At 62.7% G+C, this 17,173-nt stretch carries 16 protein-coding genes; 5 read left to right on the forward strand and 11 right to left on the reverse strand.

All coding sequences use genetic code 11. The features are described 5' to 3' along the window. The 7 genes from hutG to hutU form a co-directional block, all read right to left on the reverse strand. Entirely contained in the window at positions 1-822 is an 822-nt protein-coding gene (gene hutG, locus CFU_RS12305) for an N-formylglutamate deformylase (protein ID WP_014006364.1), read from the reverse strand. Between the two features lie 24 nt (positions 823-846). Then, entirely contained in the window at positions 847-2,226 is a 1,380-nt protein-coding gene (locus tag CFU_RS12310; protein ID WP_014006365.1) for a formimidoylglutamate deiminase, read from the reverse strand. Next, positions 2,223-3,506 carry an imidazolonepropionase gene (gene hutI, locus CFU_RS12315; RefSeq protein ID WP_041741896.1) on the reverse strand — a complete coding sequence of 428 codons (1,284 nt, stop codon included), beginning with the start codon at positions 3,504-3,506 and terminating at the stop codon, positions 2,223-2,225. Before hutI ends, CFU_RS12310 begins: the two co-directional genes overlap by 4 nt. 10 nt (positions 3,507-3,516) lie before the next feature. Next, positions 3,517-4,086 carry a HutD/Ves family protein gene (locus CFU_RS12320; protein WP_014006367.1) on the reverse strand — a complete coding sequence of 190 codons (570 nt, stop codon included), beginning with the start codon at positions 4,084-4,086 and terminating at the stop codon, positions 3,517-3,519. Between the two features lies 1 nt (position 4,087). After that, a complete protein-coding gene (gene hutH, locus CFU_RS12325; RefSeq protein WP_014006368.1) occupies positions 4,088-5,635 on the reverse strand; it encodes a histidine ammonia-lyase in 1,548 nt (515 codons plus the stop codon). Between the two features lie 44 nt (positions 5,636-5,679). Continuing rightward, positions 5,680-6,120 (reverse strand): MFS transporter, encoded by a 441-nt coding sequence (locus CFU_RS12330; protein WP_014006369.1) that lies wholly within the window; start codon positions 6,118-6,120, stop codon positions 5,680-5,682. 114 nt (positions 6,121-6,234) lie between these two features. After that, positions 6,235-7,935: a urocanate hydratase gene (hutU, locus tag CFU_RS12335; protein ID WP_041741898.1), complete on the reverse strand. Its 1,701-nt coding sequence runs from the start codon at positions 7,933-7,935 to the stop codon at positions 6,235-6,237. A gap of 248 nt (positions 7,936-8,183) precedes the next feature. On the opposite strand from hutU, the gene hutC reads away from it, so the two are divergent. The 3 genes from hutC (at position 8,184) to CFU_RS12350 (ending at position 11,255) form a co-directional block, all read left to right on the forward strand. Further along, the gene (gene hutC, locus CFU_RS12340; protein WP_238531303.1) at positions 8,184-8,894 is read left to right on the forward strand and encodes a histidine utilization repressor; all 711 of its coding nucleotides are present in this window, start codon (positions 8,184-8,186) and stop codon (positions 8,892-8,894) included. Between the two features lie 79 nt (positions 8,895-8,973). After that, positions 8,974-10,455, forward strand: a complete 1,482-nt coding sequence (locus tag CFU_RS12345) for an MFS transporter (protein WP_014006372.1) — start codon at positions 8,974-8,976, stop codon at positions 10,453-10,455. Further along, positions 10,452-11,255: a ferredoxin--NADP reductase gene (locus CFU_RS12350; protein ID WP_014006373.1), complete on the forward strand. Its 804-nt coding sequence runs from the start codon at positions 10,452-10,454 to the stop codon at positions 11,253-11,255. The genes CFU_RS12345 and CFU_RS12350 overlap by 4 nt, the downstream gene beginning before the upstream one ends. 49 nt (positions 11,256-11,304) lie before the next feature. On the opposite strand, the gene CFU_RS12355 is transcribed toward CFU_RS12350, so the two are convergent. Genes CFU_RS12355 through CFU_RS12370 form a run of 4 tightly spaced genes read right to left on the reverse strand, consistent with a single transcriptional unit; the run spans position 11,305 to position 14,778 of the window. Next, a complete protein-coding gene (locus CFU_RS12355) occupies positions 11,305-11,997 on the reverse strand; it encodes an ABC transporter ATP-binding protein (protein ID WP_014006374.1) in 693 nt (230 codons plus the stop codon). Further along, on the reverse strand, positions 11,994-12,767 hold the full coding sequence (locus tag CFU_RS12360) for an ABC transporter ATP-binding protein (RefSeq protein WP_014006375.1): 774 nt from the start codon (positions 12,765-12,767) through the stop codon (positions 11,994-11,996). Before CFU_RS12360 ends, CFU_RS12355 begins: the two co-directional genes overlap by 4 nt. Next, the gene (locus CFU_RS12365) at positions 12,764-13,834 is read right to left on the reverse strand and encodes a branched-chain amino acid ABC transporter permease (protein WP_014006376.1); all 1,071 of its coding nucleotides are present in this window, start codon (positions 13,832-13,834) and stop codon (positions 12,764-12,766) included. The genes CFU_RS12360 and CFU_RS12365 overlap by 4 nt, the downstream gene beginning before the upstream one ends. Next, entirely contained in the window at positions 13,834-14,778 is a 945-nt protein-coding gene (locus CFU_RS12370) for a branched-chain amino acid ABC transporter permease (RefSeq protein WP_014006377.1), read from the reverse strand. The genes CFU_RS12365 and CFU_RS12370 overlap by 1 nt, the downstream gene beginning before the upstream one ends. Positions 14,779-14,972: 194 nt before the next feature. On the opposite strand from CFU_RS12370, the gene CFU_RS12375 reads away from it, so the two are divergent. Next, a complete protein-coding gene (locus CFU_RS12375; RefSeq protein WP_014006378.1) occupies positions 14,973-15,599 on the forward strand; it encodes a DUF2239 family protein in 627 nt (208 codons plus the stop codon). 64 nt (positions 15,600-15,663) lie between these two features. Further along, positions 15,664-17,169, forward strand: a complete 1,506-nt coding sequence (locus CFU_RS12380; RefSeq protein WP_014006379.1) for a protein adenylyltransferase SelO — start codon at positions 15,664-15,666, stop codon at positions 17,167-17,169. The last annotated feature ends 4 nt before the right edge of the window (positions 17,170-17,173 follow it).

Here is a 17,173-nt window from a genome sequence, read left to right on the forward strand (position 1 = left end):
TCAGTTCGATGCGTGGCTGTCGGCCCAGGCCAGCATCGTTTCCATGAAGCGCCGCAAAGTCGGCCGCACCCGCGCCGCACGCTGTTCGTCGAAAGCAAACGGCAGCTGCTCTTCCATATAGGTGAGTTGCGCCTGCTCCAGCTGCACCGCGTGGATATTCTGCTGCGGCTGGCCGTAATGGCGGGTAATGTGGCCGCCCTTGAAACGGCCGTTCACCGCATGGCTGTAACCGGCCTCGGCAGCCTGGGCGGCGATGGCTTGCAATTGTTGCGTCAATTCCGGCGCGCAGGAGCTGCCGGCGCCGGTGCCCAGGTTAAGGTCGGGCAAGCGCCCTTCGAAAAAGCGCGGCACCACCGATGCGATCGAATGCGCATCCCATAGCATCGCGACGCCATGTTCGGCGCGCATGCGCTGCAGCTCCTGCTCCAGCTGCTGATGGTAGGGACGCCAGTATTGCGTGATGCGGCGCTGTACTTCGGCCTCATCGGGATCTTTCCCGACCTGATACAAGGCTTGCTTGTGGAAGGTATCCAGCGGACACAGCCCGGTCGTATCCTGCCCCGGGTAGAGGTTGACATTGTCCTCCGGCCGGTTGAGGTCGATCACGTAACGCGAATGGGTCGCCACCAGGACCGAGGCGCCCATCTCTTCCAGGAAATCATATAAGCGCGGCATGTGCCAGTCGGTATCGGCAATCTCCAGTGCTGCGGCGCTCATGCCGGCAGCGATATCGGGCGGGATATGCTCTCCCGCATGCGGCATCGACACCAGCAGCGGCAATCTGCCGCGATGAAACAGGAATTTTTCCACAGGCAAGCTCATCGTCTATCCTTAATCCAGCAATGCTTAATCCAGCAACTTCTTCATGGCGCCAGCATAAGCAGCGGCACTCTGCTCCTGCCGGCCGTGCTTATGGTCGCGGATGACCCAATGGCCGCCGACCATGACATCGCGCACCGGCGTTTGTCCGTGCTGGCAAAACACAAAACTGTCGAGCAGCTGATCGCCGTGCTTGCCGCTCAGGTCTGCGTGATGCGGATCCAGCACCAGCAAGTCGGCGCGCTGTCCGATTTCCAGGCCGCCCACCGGGCGGCCGCTGGCGGCAGCGCCGCCGCGCAGGGCTTGCCGATACAGATAACCGCCCACCGCGGCGCCGTCATTACTACTGCCGACCAGCATGTTGCGCTGGCGGTGCTGCAGGCGCTGGCTGTATTCATACAAGCGCAGTTCTTCGCTGACGCTGGTGCTGATGTGGCTGTCGGACCCTATGCCCCACACGCCATCGGCGCCGGCATAGGCGACGCCATTGAAGATGCCGTCGCCCAGGTTGGCTTCGGTAGTCGGGCAGATGCCGGCGACCGCTCCGCTGCGCGCCAGTTTTTCCGTTTCGGCGGTAGTCATGTGGGTAGCGTGCACCAGGCACCAGCGGCGGTCGACCTCGACATTCTCCAGCAGCCAGGCCACCGGCCGCGCGCCTAAAGCGGCGACGCAGTCTTCAACTTCCTTGTTCTGTTCAGCGATGTGGATATGCACGGGCGCCTGCGCATCCCATTGCCCGAGCAGCGTCAGCAACTGCAGCAGCGATTGCGGCGCTACTGCCCGCAGTGAATGGGGCGCAACGCCGTAACGCAAGCCGGCGTGCTGCGGATGGGCCGCCTGCAAGCGCTGCAGCACATCCATGATCCATTCCGGCGAATTGATGAAACGCGCCTGCCCGGCATGCGGCGCCTGGGCGCCGAAGCCACTGTACTGGTACATCACCGGCAGCAAGGTCAGGCCGATGCCAGCCTCTTGCGCCGCTTCGATCAGGCACACCAGGTTTTCGGCCGGGTTGGCATAGGGCTTGCCATCCTTGTCGTGATGCAGGTAATGGAATTCGCAGACCGAGGTGTAGCCGGCCTGCAGCATCTCGATGTACAGCTGAACCGCAATCGCCTTCAGGTCGGCCGGCGCCAGCTTGCCGGCGAACTTGTACATCAGGGTGCGCCAGCTCCAGAAACTGTCGTTCGGATCGGAGCGGTATTCGGTCAGGCCCGCCATCGCCCTCTGGAATGCGTGCGAATGCAGGTTGGCGATGCCAGGCAATACCGTGCCCGTAACAGCCAGGGCGACAGCATCGGAATCGGGGCTGACGCGGGTCAGGAGGCCGTTGTCGTCCCACTCCAGAAAGACATTGTTGCGCCAGCCTTCAGGCAACAGGGCGCGGTCGGCAATCACTTGTTTCATGACATTTCCTTTCGCGATTCGGTGCTGAATACAGTGCTGAATCTACCGCCGCGCACTATCGCACTGCAGGGATTGAGTCCCGACCAGTAGGCAAGTTCCGCCAGCGATTCCACCGACCAGAGCACGAAGTCGGCGGCGCGTCCCGCCGCCAGCAAGCCGTGGCGGTCCGCCTTGCCGAGCGCCAGCGCGGCATTAGCGCTTACCCCCATCAAGGCTTCCGCCACAGTCATGCGGAACAAGGTGCAGGACATGTTCAGCATCAGCAGCAAGGAGGTGCTGGGCGAGGTGCCCGGATTGCTGTCGGTGGAAATCGCGACCGGGATCCGGTAGCGCCGCAACAGTTCCAGCGGCGGCTGTTTTGTTTCGCGGATGAAGTAATAGGCGCCGGGCAGCAGCACGGCGACCGTGCCGTTTTGCTGCATCTCCACCACATCCGCTTCATTCAGATGCTCCAGATGATCGACCGACAGCGCCTTGTAGCGCGCCGCCAGCTGGGTTGCGCCGATATTGGAAAGCTGCTCGGCGTGCATTTTTACCGGCAGGCCGAGCTTGCCGGCGGCGATGAATACCTGCTCGCTCTGCGCCACGGAAAAGCCTATGTTCTCGCAAAACACATCGACCGCGTCGATCAGCCCTTCCGCATGCAAGGCCGGCAGCATCTGGTCGCACACCAGCCTGATATAGTCGTCGGCGCGGCCCTGGTATTCCGGCGGCAAGGCGTGGGCACCAAGGAAGGTGGTGTAGACGGTGACCGGATAAGACGCGTCCAGGCGCCGCGCCACCCGCAGCATCTTGCGTTCGGTATGCAGGTCGAGGCCGTAGCCGGATTTGATTTCAATCGTGGTCACGCCTTCCGCCAGCAGGGCTTCCAGGCGCCGCGCCGATTGCCGGAACAGGCTGTCTTCATCGGCCAGGCGGGTGGCCCGCACGGTCGATACGATGCCGCCGCCGCTCCTGGCGATTTCTTCATAACTGGCGCCGGCCAGGCGCATGGCGAATTCGTCGGCGCGGTTGCCGCCATACACCAGGTGGGTATGGCAGTCGATCAAGCCGGGCGTGATCCAGCGGTTGCCGGCATCGTGGTATGCCAGCCCGGCCAGCCCCGCTTGCCTGAACTCGTCCGGCAGCTCTGCTTCGCTGCCGATCCAGGCAATCAGGCCGTCGCGCACCACCATGGCGCCGTCGATAATGACTTGATCGGGATTGCCGGCCGGTGCGATCCTGGCCTTGTGCCAGATGCCGTCGGCTAACCGGGCTGGTTCAACTTGACTCTGCGGCATGCTGATTTTCCTATAGCAGATTGATGCTGACACTGATAACGATACTGCCGCCCTGCAGCGAACGCAACGCCAGTCCGCCTGCCTGGTCGTCGCAGACCAGGGTCTGGCGCGGCTCCAGTGTTGTCTGTTCGCCATTCTCGGTCAGCACGTCCCAGCGCCCTTGGGCGCAAAACAGCAGGCTGCAGCCGTGCGGCAGGTCCCGGTCGGCATGCCAGACGTTAACTTCGCCGGTAGCCGCGCCGCGCCGCAGCATCAGGTTGAAATCCCGGCAGGCGCCGCCTTCCAGCTGCGCGCTGACCTGTTCCTCGCCGCGAAAACGATGCGGTTGCAAAGGCAGCAACAAGACCGGTTGGCCGCCGGCCGAGGACAGCTGCATGCCCTCTCCCTCCAGCAAGGTAATCACCCGGTCGACGCCGGGAAAACTGGAAAACGCGCCCGACTGGCTGACATCGGCAATGCTCACCCGCCATAAAAATGCATCGAATGAAGCGCCGGCCGGATAACCATGCAGCTCGCGCGTGACACCGCCGCCGTTTTTCCAGGGCGTGGCCTGCAGCTCCTCGAACTTGAGCCGCCGCATGTTACTGGCCGTACAGGCCGGCAAACAAGGCATGGCAGCTGCCGCTGACCGCGCCCTGCAGCACCAGCTGCTTGGCGGCTTCGATATCCGGCGCGAAGAAACGGTCCTTGTCGTAGAACGCGACCTGCTTGCGCAACCGCTGCTGCACCTCGTCCAGCATAGGCGAAGTAGTCAGCGGCAAATGGCAATCCACGCCCTGCGCCGCCGCCAGCAATTCAATCGCGACGATGGTGGCGGTATTGTGCGCCATCTCGTGCAGGCGGCGGCCGGCGAAAGTCGCCATGCTGACGTGGTCTTCCTGGTTGGCGGAAGTCGGCAGGCTGTCGACGCTGGCCGGGTGCGCCAGCGATTTGTTCTCGGACGCCAGCGCCGCCGCGGTGACATGCGCGATCATGAAACCGGAATTGAGGCCGGACGATTGCACCAGGAATGGCGGCAGGCCCGACAGGGAGGAATCGATCAGCAAAGCGATGCGGCGTTCCGACAAGGCGCCGATTTCGGCAATCGCCAGCGCCAGCGTGTCGGCGGCAAACGCCACCGGCTCGGCATGGAAATTGCCGCCCGAGATGACTTCGTCGTGCTCGGCGTAAATCAGCGGATTGTCGGTGACCGCATTGGCTTCGATCAACAAGGTGCGCGCGGCATTGCCGATCAGGTCGACGCAAGCGCCCATCACCTGCGGCTGGCAACGCAAGCTGTAGGGATCCTGCACCCGTTCGTCGTTGACCAGGTGCGACTGGCGGATAGCGCTGCCACTCAGCAGCTGGCGGTAAATCTTGGCGGTGGCGATCTGCCCCGGCTGGCCGCGCACTTCATGCACGCGCGGGTCGAACGGCGCATCGCTGCCGCGGGCGGCGTCGACCGCCAGTGCGCCGGTGACGGTGGCCGCTTCCAGCACGCGCTCGGCCAGGAACAGGCCGTTCAAAGTCAATGCAGTGGAAACCTGGGTGCCGTTGATCAGCGCCAGTCCTTCCTTGGCCGCCAGCACGATAGGCGCGATGCCAGCCTTGGCCAGCGCATCCTTGGCGTCGACCAGCTTACCGTCGACCCGCACCTGGCCCTCGCCCAGTATCGCCAGGGTCATGTGCGACAACGGCGCCAGGTCGCCGGAAGCGCCGACCGAACCCTTGACCGGGATGCAAGGCATGATGCCGGCGTTGTAGATCGCCAGCAGAGTATCGATCACCTGCGCCCGGATGCCGGAGAAACCGCGCGCCAGGCTGCCGATCTTCATGGCCAGGATCAGGCGCACGGCGCCATCGTCGATCAGGTCGCCGGTGCCGACCGAGTGCGACAGGATCAGGTTACGCTGCAGCAGCTCCAGCTGCTCGTCCGGGATGCGGGTCTTGGCCAGCTTGCCGAAGCCGGTATTGATGCCGTAGGCGGCATCGCCGCGTTCGACGATGCGGGCCACGGTGGCGGCGGAAGCATTGATGGCGGCATACGCCGCCGGCGGCAATTCGAGCGGCACGGCCTCGGCCCAGATGCGGCGGATCTCTGCCAAAGACATTTTTCCTGGCTGCAGAGTCAACGGTGTTTTCATGGTCATTTCTTTCAGATTAGCGTAAAGCAGAATGCGATTTTATGGCAAGGTCAGCCGATCGGCCGGCCCGCCTTTTCTTGTATCAGGGGCAGCGACAATATGGCGATCAAGGCGCAGCCGATTACATACCACGAGGGCGCCAGGTTGCTGCCGGACAGCGCCATCAGCTCGGCCGCGAAAAACGGCGCGAAGCCGCCGAAGATGGAAACGCCGACACAGTACACCACGGACATGCCGGTGACGCGCACCGCGCGCGGAAACAGTTCCGGCAGCATCACCAGGCCAGGCACCGCAATAAAAGTCGTCAGCAATGACAGCAAGGCGATGGTCGGCAGCAATACAGGCAACGCTGTATGGGCGTTGATCAGCGCGAATGCCGGGTAGATCGCCAGCGACAATAGCAGGCAGAATGCGGCAAACACTTTCTTGCGGCCGACCCGGTCCGACTTTCCCGTAACCGGGAGGCTGGCCTCAGCCTGGCTTATTTCCATGAACCGTCTCCTGCTTGGTTTCCTACTGAGTTCCGGCTTATCTGGCGGCGCCGTTGCCTGCTGTTTTGGATATATGGCAACGGCGCAGCATTCGCCAGCGCTATCGGCGCAATATCAACGATCAATCATCGGCAGGTTCAGCTTATGCCGCTTGGCGCACTCGATCGCCGCTTCATAGCCGGCGTCGGCATGGCGCATCACGCCGGAGGCGCAATCGTTGACCAGCACCCGCGCCAGGCGCTTGGCGGCCGCTTCGGTGCCGTCGGCGACGATCACCATGCCGGCATGCTGCGAATAACCCATGCCGACCCCGCCGCCATGATGCAGCGAAACCCAGGTAGCGCCGCCGGAAGTATTCAGCAAGGCGTTCAGCAAAGGCCAGTCGGAAACCGCGTCGGTGCCGTCTTTCATGCTTTCGGTTTCGCGGTTCGGGCTGGCGACGGAGCCGGTATCCAGGTGGTCGCGGCCGATCACGATCGGCGCTTTCAATTCACCGGTGCGCACCATTTCGTTGAACGCGAGGCCGGCGATATGGCGTTCGCCCAGTCCCAGCCAGCAGATCCGCGCCGGCAAACCCTGGAAGGAAATGCGTTCGCGCGCCATGTCGAGCCAGCGGTGCACATGCTTGTTTTGCGGGAACAGTTCTTTGATCTTGGCGTCGGTCTTGTAGATATCCTCGGGATCGCCCGACAAGGCGACCCAGCGGAACGGCCCCTTGCCTTCGCAAAACAGCGGCCGGATATAGGCCGGCACGAAACCGGGGAAATCGAAGGCGTTCTTGACGCCCTGGTCGAATGCGACCTGGCGGATGTTGTTGCCGTAGTCGACGGTCTTGATGCCCATCGCGTGGAAATCCAGCATTGCTTGCACGTGCTGCGCGCAGGATTGCGCCGCGTCGGCAGTCAGCCGCGCCTGCTGCGACGGATCGTTCTGCGCCGCTATCCATTGCTCGACGCTCCAGCCCAGCGGCAGATAGCCGTTGATCAGGTCATGCGCCGAGGTCTGGTCAGTCACCAGGTCGGGCTTGATGCCGCCGGCCTTGGCGCGCCTGACCAGCTCTGGCAGCACTTCCGCGGCGTTGCCGAGCAGGCCGATGGAAATCGCTTCCTTGCGTTCGGTATGGTATTTGACCAGCTCCAGTGCATCGTCCAGGTTCTTGGCCTGCTTGTCGAGATAACGTGTGCGCAGGCGGAAATCGATGCTGGACTGCTTGCATTCGATAGTCAGCGAGGCGGCGCCGGCCAGGGTTGCCGCCAGCGGCTGCGCGCCGCCCATGCCGCCCAGGCCGGCGGTCAGGATCCAGCGTCCGGCCAGGTCGCCGCCAAAATGCTGGCGCCCGGCTTCGGCAAAGGTTTCAAACGTGCCTTGCACGATACCCTGGCTGCCGATGTAGATCCAGCTGCCGGCGGTCATCTGGCCGTACATAAACAGGCCTTTGCGGTCGAGTTCGTTGAAATGTTCCCAGTTGGCCCATTTCGGCACCAGGTTGGAGTTGGCCAGCAGCACCCGCGGCGCATCGGCGTGGGTCTGGAATACGCCGACCGGCTTGCCGGACTGGATCAGTAGGGTCTGGTCGTCGTCCAGCTTGGTCAGGGCCTCGACGATCTTGTCGAAACAGGCCCAGTCGCGCGCGGCGCGGCCGATGCCGCCGTAGACCACCAGGTCGTTCGGCCGCTCCGCCACTTCCGGATCGAGATTGTTCATCAACATGCGCAGCGGCGCTTCGGTCAGCCAGCTCTTGGCGGTCAGGGTGGCGCCGCGCGGGGCACGGATGGTGCGGCTGGGGTCGCGCCGCGGATCTGTATTGGTGCTCATGTTGGCTGATCTCCTTAAAAGTGGCTGCAGACCGATCTTTATCATTAAGATCGCTGGAAAACAAAACGGCAAGTTGTATAGTCCAGTAAAATATAATGCCTATACAACTTAGTCAACCGAATTTGAGCAGACTGGTAAAAATTTATGTTGACTTCAAGGCCACTTGAACTTGCATACTTGGCTGATCGGCAACTGCGCTGGTAACTGAGTTAGTATCCGTGATGAATTTCTTGAGTAGGAGCCTGCATATGCATGGCGCAACAACAAACAAAGCTGTCCCGGCATTTCAACAGGTCAAGGACCATGTCTTGCAGCAGATCCGCAGCGGCGATTGGAAACCGGGCGACCTGATTCCCTCGGAACGCGAACTGATGCTGCAATTCAGCCTGTCGCGCATGACCGTCAATCGCGCCCTGCGCGAACTGACCGACAACCAGCTGCTGGTGCGGATCCAGGGTTCAGGCACTTACGTCGCGCCCGGCAAATACCAGTCTACACTGGTCGAGATACACAGTATCGACGACGAACTGGTGGCGCGCGGCCACCGCTACCGCAGCCAGGTGCTGACGCTGGAAGCCAGCAATGCGCCGGTCGCCTTGAAGGCGCTGGAGCTGGAAAGCGGCCCGGCCTTCCATTCGGTGATCGTGCATTTTGCCGACGACATCCCGATCCAGCTGGAAGACCGCTACACCAATCCGCAGCTGTTTCCCGACTACCTGCAGCAGGATTTCCACCGCATCACGCCGAATCACTACATGGTGCAGATTGCACCGCTCGACAAAGCCGAATACAGCATCGAATCCAAGATGCCGGACGCCGCGGTGCGCAAGCTACTGCAGATGGAAGCCGGCGAACCGTGCCTGCTGCTGTCGCGCCGCACCTGGGTGCGGCAGGCGGTGGCGACTTCGGTCGCCTTGTGGCATCCCGGCTCAAGATATCAGTTCACCGGCGGATTCTGATCCGCGCGGACAGACTACGACGGCCGGGCGGCCGCAGTAAAATTTCAATCAGAACGCAGCAAACAGGACATATCGATTCATGTCAGCCACCCCTACTTCGCCCGACGCACCCTCCGCCAGCTGGGCCGACCTGCTGTCGGGGCGCAATGCCTTGCGCTCCATCACGCTGGCCGGCGGCATCGGCATGCACGCCACCAATGTCTATATCGTCACCACCATCCTGCCGTCGGTAGTCAAGGACATCGGCGGCCTGGAATACTATGCTTGGGCCACCTCGCTGTTTGTGGTGGCTTCCATCATCGCCGCCGGCCTGGCTTCGCGGCTGGTCGAATGGATCGGCTATCGTCCCGCCTGCCTGCTGGCGCTGCTGGTGTTTTCGCTGGGTTCGGCCGGCTGCGCGCTGGCGCCGCACATGGTGTGGCTGCTGCTGGCGCGCACCGTGCAAGGTTTCGGCGGCGGCGTGCTGGTGGCGCTGTCCTACGCCATGATCCGGGTAGTATTTGCCCCGCCGCTGTGGTCGCGCGCGATGGCATTGATGTCGGGCATGTGGGGGATTTCCACGCTGTCCGGCCCGGCCATCGGCGGCATGTTTGCGCAGGCCGGCAGTTGGCGCGGCGCGTTCTGGTCGCTATTGCCGGCAGCCGTCATACTTGCGCTGCTGGTGCAGTTCACTCTGAAGGTTCCGGCAGAAACGCGTGCGGAAGAGAAAGCGAACAGCATTCCCATCACAAAAATCCTGCTGCTGGCGGCGGCGGTGCTGTCGGTGTCGGCGGCCAGCCTGTTCAGCAGCGCCATCTTCAATCTCGGCGGCATCCTGCTCGGCATCGCCCTGGTCGGCCTGATCGCCTGGCTGGAGCAGCGCGGTGGCACCCGTTTGCTGCCGACCGGGGCGTTTTCCCTGCGCAGCCGCATCGGCGCCCTGTACGCCACCATGATCTTGATGATCCTGGGACTGACCACCGAAATCTACGTGCCGTATTTCCTGCAAGTGATCCAGGGCCACTCGCCGCTGCTGGCCGGCTACCTGACCGGCATCATGTCCTGCGGCTGGACTTTGGCGGCGCTGCTGTTCTCCAGTTATGGCGGGAGCCGTGCGAAATTTGTCATGAAAGCCGGGCCGCTGGTGGTGATCGCGGCATTGCTGGCGCTGTCGTTCATGCTGCCGTCGGCCGCGGCGCTGAACGACTACGGCCTGCTGCCCCTGTGCATCGCGCTGATACTGGTCGGTTTCGGCATCGGCATGGGCATGCCGCACCTGATGGCGAAGATATTGAGCAGCGCGCCCCCGGATGAAGGCAATCTCGCCGCCTATTCGCTCACCACCGTGCAATTGTTCGCCACCGCCATCGGCGCCGCCCTGGCCGGGATGGTGACCTCGCTGGCCGGGCTGGCCGACCCGGGCGGTTTGCCCGGCGCTGCAAATGCGGCACAATGGCTATTCATCTGCTTCGCGGCGGCGCCGCTGCTGGCTTTCTTTACGGTGCGCCAAGCCTTGCGCCTGAACGCCCCAGCCGTCGCCGGTGCAGTCCGCAGCGAACAACTACAGGAACCCCTGTCATGAGCAGCTCGCCTCCAAAAACGCCGGTTTCCCAGCTCAAGGCCAGTACCGAAACCGTCACCAGTGTGCATTACTGGACCGACAAGCTACTGTCGTTCCGCACTACGCGGCCGGCCGGCTACCAGTTCACGCCGGGCCAGTTTGCCCGGCTCGGGGTGACGGCCGGCGAGGAAACCCTGTGGCGCGCCTATTCGGTCACCTCGGCGGCCGGCGAAGATGAGCTGGAATATTTCCTGGTCCAGGTTCCCGGCGGCTTGTTCACTGAACAGTTGAAAAGCCTGAAGCCGGGTTACCCGATCCTGGTGGAAAAATTCAGCTACGGCTTCATGACCGTGGACCGGTTTGTAGACGGCGAAGATCTGTGGATGCTGGCCACCGGCACCGGTCTCGGCCCGTTCATCTCGATCCTGCAGGATCCGGCGGTATGGAAAAAATTCCGCAACCTGGTCCTGGTCCATTGCGTCAGGAACAGCGACGAGCTGGCCTACCAGGAACTGCTGTCCGCCCTGCCGCAGCGGCCGGAGCTGGTAGCCGGCGGCGCCAGGCTGCAACTGATACGCTCCACCACACGCGATCAGCAGGCGACCGCTCCCGGCAACCTGCAAGGCCGCATCACTACCCTGCTGAGCAACGGCGAACTGGAAGCGGCGGCCGGGCTGGATATCACAGTGGAAAAATCGCGCATCATGATGTGCGGCAATCCGGAAATGATTACCGCTACCCGCGACATCCTCTACCAGCGCGGCTTGCGCCCATGCCGGCGCGCGGTGCCTGGGCAGTTTGTGACGGAAGATTACTGGTGACCTAGGGCCTGCCGCGCGTTCGCACTCCCAAATCAAATGAGGACAGACCCTAGACTTCCAGCCATTTCTGTCGTATCTCCGGATTGGCGCGCAATTCGTCCGGAGTACCGGCAAACACGATCTGTCCGTGTCCCATCACCAGCACGCGGTCGGAGATTTCCAGCGCGATGCCGAGTTTCTGCTCCACCAGCAATACACCCAGCCCTTGCGCCCGCAATAACTGCAAATGCCGGGCCACCGACTGCACCATGTGCGGCGCCAGGCCTTCGGTCGGTTCATCCACCATGATCAGCCGCGGTTTGCCCATCAGGCTGCGGCACAGGCTGAGCATCTGCTGTTCGCCGCCGGACAGCAAACCAGCGGCCACATGCTTGCGCGCCGCCAGCTGCGGCATCAGTTGCCACATTTCCTCAATCGCCACGCGCTCGCGCTGCTGGCCCAAGAGCAGGTTCTGCTGCACCGTCAGCGTCGGAAACACGGCCCGTTCTTCCGGCACGTAAGCCAGGCCGTGGCGGGCAATCTGGAAGGTTTTCAAACCGTTCAGCTCGACGCCGCTGAAACGCACCGAGCCGCGGCTGCGCAGCATGCCCATGAGCGCTTTCAGGGTCGAGGAACGGCCGGCGCCGTTGCGCCCCAGCAGGCTGACGATTTCACCCGCTCCGACATCAAGATCGACGCCGTGCAAGACGTGGCTCTGGCCGTAAAAAGCGTGCAAGCCGCGCACTTCGAGCAAGGCCGTCATGCTGCAGGCTCCGCCTCGACGCTGCCGAGATAAGCTGCCTGCACCGCGCGATTGCCGCGGATTGCCTCTGGCGTGTCGCAAGCGATAATGCGGCCTTCGACCAGCACAGCGATCCGGTCCACCAGCCCGAACACCACTTCCATATCATGTTCGATCATCAGCAAGGTCTTGCCGACGCTGACGCTGCGGATCAGCTCGGCGGCAGCCGCCGATTCGTCCCGGCTCATGCCGGCGGTCGGTTCGTCCAGCAGGATCAAGCTGGCATCGCCGGCGATCGTGATGCCGATTTCCAGTGCGCGCTGGGCGGCATAACTGAGGTCGCCGCCAAGGGTGTCGCGCTGCGCATGCAAACCGCACGACAGCAATACTTCTTCAGTGCGCTGGTTGACAGCACGCAGGGTCGACAGGCGGCGCCAGAACACATTGCGGTAACCATGCGACGACATTACGGCGGCGCGCAGGTTTTCCCGGACGCTCAACTGCGGGAATATATTGGTGATCTGGAAGCTGCGCGCCAGGCCCAGGCGATTGACCTGGAACGGGCTGAGGCCGCTGATATCGCGGCCATGCAGCAGGATCTCGCCGCTGCTGGCGACGGTGCGGCCCGAGATCAGGTTGAACAGCGTCGATTTTCCGGCGCCGTTGGGGCCGATCAACGCCAGTCTTTCACCTTGTTTCAATTGCAGGTCTGCGCCGCGGATGATAGGCGTGTCTCCGAACTGCCTGTGCAGCTTGCGCAATTCCAGAATAACCAGGTCAGTTGCGCTCATAGGCCCGCCGTCCGCCGGTACAGCATTTCAATCAAGAATACGGATCCGCCCGCCAGCAGCAACAGGGCGGCAGAACGCAGCAAAAACGGCAGCAGAAATGGTAACGTCAGCCGTCGAACAGAGGCCAGCCGCACCAGAACGCCGGCGATGCCGCCGGGCGCAAACAGCACCACGATCACAAACAGCAGGCCAAGGTACAGCTGCCAGCCTCGCGTATAGGTCGAAAGCAAGCCAGAAAACAGCACGCCGACCAAAGCTCCTATCATCGGCCCGAAGAAATAGCCGGCGCCGCCGATAAAGGTAAACAGCAGGATTTGCGCCGAACGCAGCAAACCCAGGTTTTCGGCGCTGGCGATTTCGAAATTGATGGCGGTCAGCGCGCCGCCGACGCCGGCGAAGAACGCCGACAGCATGAACATCAGGTAACGCACGCGGCGCGGATCATAGCCGATGAAAGCCGCCCGCTCCGGGTTGTCGCGCACGGCGTTGGCGATGCGGCCCAGCGGCGTACGCGTCAGTCCGTACATGGCGGCGGCAGAGACGAACAGCCAGCAGGCGATCAGGTAATACACCTGCAACTGCGAAGCAAAATCAATGCCGAACATCGGCGCGCCGAGCACGCGATCGGTGCTGATTCCGCTCTCGCCGCCGAACCATCCCGGCAGCATCAAGGCCCCGGCTGCCACCAGCTCGACCAACGCCAGGCTGATCATCGACAAGGCAGTACCCGATTTGCGGGTAGTAATGAAACCGAACACGGCGCCGCACAACAAACCGGCGCAACCGCCGACCAGCGGCACCAGCGCCAGCGCGGCAGGACTGCCGCCGGCCCACCGGTTCATCACGTGCACTGCCGCAAACGCGGCCAGGCCGGCGTACACGGCGTGGCCGAAGGACAGCATGCCGGTCTGCCCCAGCAGCATGTTGAAAGAAAGCGCCAGGATCATCATGCTGCCGCATTGCGACAGCAGCGACAGCGCCGCGCTTTGCGGAAACACCCAGGGCGCCGCCAGCAACACCAGCGCAAACGCCAGCCAGATCCATTTTCGCGTCAAGCGTTTCTTCATCAGTCGCGCACTCCAGACAAACCGCGCGGACGCAACAGCATGACCAGCACCAGCAGCAGGTACGGCAGCACCGGCGCCAGCTGGGCCAGCGTCAGTTGCAGCAGCGGATAAGCCGCTGCCTCAGGATCGACGGTTACGCCCCAATGCGCCAGGCCGCCGGCCAGGGATACATCCAGCGCCACCGCAAAAGTCTGCAGGATGGCGATCAGCAGCGACGCCAGGAACGCCCCGCGCAGCGAACCCAGGCCGCCGACCACTACCACCACGAAGATGATGCTGCCGACCCCGGCCGCCATGCCCGGTTCGGTGACAAAGGCATTGCCGCCCACCACTCCCGCCAATCCGGCCAGGCCGCAACCGGCCGCAAACACCAGGGTGAACATGCGCGGCACGTTGTGGCCGAGCGCTTCGACCATCTGCGGATGGGTCAGCGCCGCCTGAATCAGCAAGCCAGTGCGCGACCGTTTCAGCAGCCAGCCCGCGGCCAGCAGGACCAGCAACGCCAGCAGCATCATGAAGCCGCGATAAATGGGAAACGTGGTCGAATAAAAGGTAAACAGCGGCCCGTCTAGCTGCTTTGGTATCGCATACGGCAGCGCCGATTTGCCCCAGGCCAGCTGCACCAGTTCGACGATCACGTAGGAAAGGCCAAAAGTGAACAGCAGCTCCGCCACCTGCCCGTGGCGCCGCACATGGCGCAGCCCGAAGCGCTCGACTAGCGCTCCCAGCAGGCCAACCAGCAACGGCGCCAGCAGCAGCGCCGGCCAGAATCCGAGCTTGATGCTGATCGCATAAGCGAAATAGGCGCCCAGCATGTAGAAACTCGCATGCGCAAAATTCAGCACGCCCAGCATGCTGAAGATCAGCGTCAGTCCCGACGACAACAGGAACAGCAGCAAGCCGTAACTGAGGCCGTTCAGCAAAGTGATGAGGGTAAATTCCATTGCGCAGGATTATGTGAAACGGTAACGACGGGCAGTCCGGCATTCTACCGGTTTGCCGGCCACCGGTTTGCCGGCCACCGGTTCGCCGGCCATTATCGATACAAAATAAGCATTCTTATTTTTACCAAGGTAATATTGACACGCAAATTAAACCCGGGTAATATTTATCCATCCACACATTCCATGAGAAACAGATGAGCACCATTACCCCCCACGCGGTCATCGCTTTTGCCGGCGCCCACCGCATCGCTTCCGGCCAGCTGGCCCTGGTGGCCCTGAAAGCCAAAGAACTGCTCGACAGGAACGACGCCGCAACCGTCCTGATTTTCGACGATATCACCAGCGAACAGGTCGAGGTCGACTTCCGCGGCAGCGCCGAGCAGGTGCTGCAGCGCCTGTCGGCAACCGCAGCCGCTGCTGTCGCGGCAGAACATCCCGCCGGCGCCAACGTGCAGGAAACGGCGCGCGGCCCGGGACGCCCGAAACTGGGCGTCGTCGGCCGCGAGGTCACCCTGCTGCCGCGCCACTGGGACTGGCTCAACCAGCAGTCGGGCGGCGCTTCGGTGGCGCTGCGCAAGCTGGTCGAGGAAGCGAAACGCCGCGGCGAAGAGCGCGACCTGGTACGCAAGGCGCAGGAATCGGCCTACCGCTTCATGTCGGCCATGGCCGGCAACCAGGTCAATTTTGAAGAAGCCACGCGTGCCTTTTTTGCCGGCGACCAGCTGCGCTTCGAGGAATTGAGCGAGCCCTGGGAGATCGACATCCGCGATCATGCCAGGACCCTGGCCGCCCGGGCCTTGGCTCCAGCTTCGGCCGAATAGAACAGGCGACGGGCAGCCGTGCGATACTTGAGGTTTCCCTTCTTGCCATCAGGATCAAGCTGTCATGAACAACCGCCTGGCTTTCTCCGAAGCGCCTGGAATCGAACATCTGCGCTTCGCCAATTCATTTGCCAACGCCTTCGCTGACTCGCCCGCTGCCTACACCAGGCTGGCGCCGACCCCGCTGCCGGCGCCCTACCTGGTCGCCGCCAGCGAGCAGGCGGCGCAGCTGATCGGCCTGACGCCGGCGGCATGCGGCAGCGACGATTTCATCCAGACTTTTTCCGGCAACCGTGCCGCCGCCGATTCGCAATCTCTAGCCGCAGTCTATTCCGGCCACCAGTTCGGCGTCTGGGCCGGACAACTGGGCGACGGCCGCGCCATCCTGCTGGGCGATGTCGCCGCCAGCGACGGCGGACGACTGGAACTGCAGCTCAAAGGATCGGGATCGACCCCCTATTCACGCATGGGCGACGGCCGCGCGGTGCTGCGCTCGTCGATCCGCGAATACCTGTGCTCGGAAGCCATGGCAGCGCTCGGCATCCCTACTTCGCGCGCGCTGTCGGTGATCGGTTCGGACCAGCTGGCGATGCGCGAGCGGCCGGAAACCACCGCCGTGGTGACGCGCATGGCGCCCAGCTTCGTGCGCTTCGGCTCGTTCGAGCACTGGTATTACAATAACCGCCCCGAGCAGCTGAAAACCCTGGCCGACTACGTGATCGCCGGTTTTTACCCGGAATTGCAGGCGGCCGCCAATCCTTACCAGGCGCTGCTGGCCGAAGTAACGCGCCGCACCGCCCATCTGATGGCGCAATGGCAGGCGGTCGGCTTCATGCATGGCGTGATGAATACCGACAATATGTCCATCCTCGGCCTGACCCTGGATTACGGTCCGTTCGGTTTCATGGAAGCCTACGACCCGCGCCACATCTGCAACCATACCGACCAGCAAGGCCGTTACGCTTACAACCAGCAACCGCAGATCGGCCACTGGAACTGCTTTGCGCTGGGCCAGGCGTTGCTGCCGCTGATCGGCAGCGTCGAGCAAACCGAGGCTGCGCTGAGCAATTACCAGGCCTTGTACGGTGCAAAACTGGATGAATTGCTGCACGCCAAACTTGGCTTGTTGACCCACCAGGCGGACGATGACAAGCTGCTGGACGCCATGTTTGCCCTGATGCAGGGCAGCCACGTCGATTTCACCCTGTTTTTCCGCCGCCTCGGCAATCTGCGCCTGGACGGCAGCGGCGGCGACGAAACCCTGCGCGACCTGTTTATCGACCGTGCAGCGTTCGACGCCTGGGCGTTACAATACCGGGCGCGCTTGAAACTGGAAAATAGCCAGGATCACGAGCGCAAGCTTGTTATGGATGCAAGCAACCCCAAATACGTATTGCGAAACTATTTGGCACAGACAGCTATCGAACGAGCCCAGGAGAAAGACTTCTCGGAAGTCAGGAAACTGCAGCAGATTCTTGAAAACCCGTTTGACGAACAGCCGCAGCATGCGCAGTACGCCGAATTGCCCCCGGACTGGGCGCGCGGACTGGAAGTCAGTTGTTCGTCTTAGATTG

Source organism: Collimonas fungivorans Ter331 (assembly GCF_000221045.1).
In the GTDB taxonomy this organism is placed as follows: domain Bacteria; phylum Pseudomonadota; class Gammaproteobacteria; order Burkholderiales; family Burkholderiaceae_D; genus Collimonas; species Collimonas fungivorans_A.